Origin of the sequence: Microcystis sp. M169S2 (genome assembly GCF_020245865.1) — a bacterium.
GTDB classification, from domain to species: Bacteria; Cyanobacteriota; Cyanobacteriia; order Cyanobacteriales; family Microcystaceae; genus Microcystis; species Microcystis ichthyoblabe_A.
This window is the reverse complement of record NZ_JADBUB010000032.1, coordinates 1-2971: the sequence shown is the minus strand read 5'-3', so window position 1 is coordinate 2971 and position 2971 is coordinate 1. Positions and strand designations below refer to the sequence as shown.

4 protein-coding genes are annotated in these 2971 nt (G+C 46.8%); 2 read left to right on the top strand and 2 right to left on the bottom strand.

The features are described from left to right. The coding region (locus IM485_RS03120; protein ID WP_287741208.1) for a hypothetical protein at positions 1 to 226 on the top strand (226 nt) is incomplete at its 5' end. Between the two features lie 62 nt (positions 227 to 288). On the opposite strand, the gene IM485_RS03115 is transcribed toward IM485_RS03120, so the two are convergent. Next, complete coding sequence (locus IM485_RS03115) at positions 289 to 1134, bottom strand: trypsin-like peptidase domain-containing protein (RefSeq protein WP_287741206.1); 846 nt, start codon at positions 1132 to 1134, stop codon at positions 289 to 291. 50 nt (positions 1135 to 1184) lie between these two features. Continuing rightward, entirely contained in the window at positions 1185 to 2048 is an 864-nt protein-coding gene (locus IM485_RS03110) for a Swt1 family HEPN domain-containing protein (RefSeq protein WP_287741204.1), read from the bottom strand. Between the two features lie 404 nt (positions 2049 to 2452). Between IM485_RS03110 and IM485_RS03105 the strand changes: the two genes are divergently transcribed. Then, on the top strand, positions 2453 to 2833 hold the full coding sequence (locus IM485_RS03105; RefSeq protein ID WP_287741202.1) for a hypothetical protein: 381 nt from the start codon (positions 2453 to 2455) through the stop codon (positions 2831 to 2833). Positions 2834 to 2971 lie beyond the last annotated feature (138 nt).

Here is a 2971-nt window from a genome sequence, read left to right as displayed (position 1 = left end):
GCTACTATGCCATGCTCAACGAGCAGAAGCTGGCAGCGTGACTCAAATGAAACGGCCTCCGAAGAACTCGGGGCGGTTCAGTCCGCATCCGGCTTTCCACAGGGCTGGAACCAAGAAAACCTTTGGCGCTGACACCGAAAGATTGCATGACGCCGGAACAGTTTATCAGCAAATGGCAAGCCTCAACGCTGAAAGAGGGTTCGGCATCGCAGTCGCACTTCAATGACCTCTGCAAGCTGCTTGGCGTGGACGCATAGAAATGATACGTCTTTAAATATATCTATCTCATCAGTTTAACTTATTCAAAATAACTGGCAACAACTCTTCAATTCTAAATGCCTTAACGCAGTATCCCAAGTGCATCATTATGTTCGTTTGAGATACTAAAGAATTTGTTGGAACCGGTTTTGGCACAATATGTCCTTGTGCTGTTATTACAGGCCCTGAGTGTAGTACCCCAATTAGATGAATTTGTGGCTCTGCCATAAGAGATATATTGCCATTTTCATCCGGCACAATGGATTCAAAAAGAGAAAATATCGGAGATCCGGACGAACCACCAAAGGCAGCTATGTCTACTACAAAATTTGTCTCTCCAAGATAATCTGCTTTATAATGCGTAGCTAAAGTCCCTCGCCGAACGACCGGTAGATTATTTGCCTCATCCATTATTCCATTTGGAAACCCAACCATAAGGACACTTGTTGCCGCATGAAGCACTGCTTGCACTTTGGCTGGGGCCGTATTAGCTTTAGTAAGCGTAGAAACGTAAGGATTGATACCTCTTTTTTTAAGATCAACAATAAGAGGCAATAATGGGATGCCAGCAAGATCTATCAATTTGGTTGGATGTTCAATAATAGGTAGATCGCCGTGATTAATTCTAATCTTAGAGGATGGCCCAAAAACACGCCGTCCATTATTATCAACTGTTGCGAAATCGAATTCGATCCATGTTTTGTCGCACAAAACATGTTTGTTTGAAATAACAAACGGTATGTCGCCTTTATCATCGTGAAATTTATAGAAGAAGCCGGTCCCACTATGGCTAGCATTTAAGTTAATTGGATCCCCCGCACGAATTCGAATTACCGTATATGGCAGGCCTGCCAGCCCAGAATTTTCATTCGACATAATCGCATAATCTCCTAAAAATCGTCGCGCCCATTTGAAAAATAATTTGCTTATGGTGGCAACGGCAGAACCCTATAATACAAATCGACTACGTCATCATCGCCACTTGAGCTTCTGTGCCAACTATTGGTGGTTTTTAGCTTGAACTGAACTTCCATCCGTAGGCCTATATGAGCTTCAGTGACCGTGATGGAGGCCTTCCGTCCAACGCCTCTGTCGCCCGGATGTGTCTTAATATACCATGTTACTGTATAGGTCGACGGATCGAAACTCGGATCAATTTCGAGCTCGGCGGTAAGTACATCTCCCGGATACAGCCGTCTATGCATACTTGTAGTTAGATCTTCCGCCCGATAATGATATTCATTTTGTTCAAAATATCCCGTATTCCCCAAGCTATCCACATAAGACACAAAAGTTGGAACATTGAATTCTCTTGACATGCCTATTGCCTGGTAATGAGCTTTGATGCTGTCGGCCAAATCATTTGCATAGCACAGCGCCTGCTCCATCTGTCGCGTGGAGCATGGCCGCAAGTGCGCCACATGATTTCGGATGACCTGAAGCCGCGTCAAGAACGTACGCGCTTCCTCTCGGCCATTCGGATATGCAGCCGATAAGGCATCCTTGAATTTCGCCCAGTGTTCTGGGTGCAATACAATATCGATCAATTGATCGAAAGTCGTCGCGTCGATTTGCCTTTTGAATTGACCTGGCTCCGTTTCAAGCTTTACGAGAACCTTTCGCTTGATATCATTTTTCCAAGGTCCATCTGTAATATAATTTACGCCCATAACTGGTTTAAGGCTAATGTCGACTAATTGTCGTAGCCAGCGTTCGGCGCTATCTGTGTGAGCATGAGCTATTAGCTGCCTTTCAGCGGCATCTATCGCATTTAAAATCAATTGCGTCATCTTTCGAACTGAAAACGTGTCAAACCCTAAAAGGCTTTCCGACGGCACGCCTCTCTCGCCAAAACCACTGATGGCTCTAAACAACTAGCGAGTGGAGGGTTCACTGTCCACACCCCCCACCGCCTGAGCTATCACCTTCGGCTTTTTGCTTCGGATTAGAAACCTGGCGTCCGGCAGATTATTGATGTGAGGATGAAGTCATCCCTTGCCACTGCATAATTCAGGAATTCCGAACCGCTGGTTCCTCTCCGTCAATGGGCGCATAGCGTCCCAGAGGGATTCCACCCTTTGGCGGGCTTTGTCACTCCCGGCCGAAGAGTGCCGCCGAGGGAATGAAGGGAGAGCTCTTGTCTCAACGCTGATATATTTGATAATATCCTTTATCAAATATAAGTTGAAGCAAAATGCAAAATCGGATGGTCCCTCGTTCTCCGGATGAGCTTTCCCGCAGCTTCGAGGATAACTTTGCCCGTCTCGTTGCTGCTGGTGACCGTTTTGACGCGGGTCAGAATGTCGAAGCGATCACAATAGCAGGAATAGTCTATGTGATGGTCCACGAAGGCGGGAAGCGCTCCCCATCAATGTTAGCAATGCTAGGCAAAAAATCCGCTATCCGCTTTTGCAACAGCGGTGAGCCAATCAACCCAAATAATCTGGTGACATTCCAAGCGCCGTTGACTCAAACTACCCTATCTTCCGACGGTATTTCGATTCACGCAGTCAAAGACAGCTATTCATCGGGCATGGCCCCATTGCCCTTTTCGAAATGGTGGGACGGCCACTGATCCACCCCCATTGAATTGGTCCACCTTGAAGTATGTCTTCTGGCAACGAGGAGGATCCTGTTCATGCCGAGAAAGCGTCATAAACCCGAAGAGATCGTCGCGAAGCTGCGACAGGTCGATGTCCTGGTCTCCCAGGGG

Coding starts and splice junctions, on each gene's coding strand:
- IM485_RS03110 (WP_287741204.1), bottom strand. CDS start 2,048: ATGACGCAATTGATTTTAAATGCGATAGATGCCGCTGAAAGGCAGCTA.
- IM485_RS03115 (WP_287741206.1), bottom strand. CDS start 1,134: ATGTCGAATGAAAATTCTGGGCTGGCAGGCCTGCCATATACGGTAATT.
- IM485_RS03105 (WP_287741202.1), top strand. CDS start 2,453: ATGCAAAATCGGATGGTCCCTCGTTCTCCGGATGAGCTTTCCCGCAGC.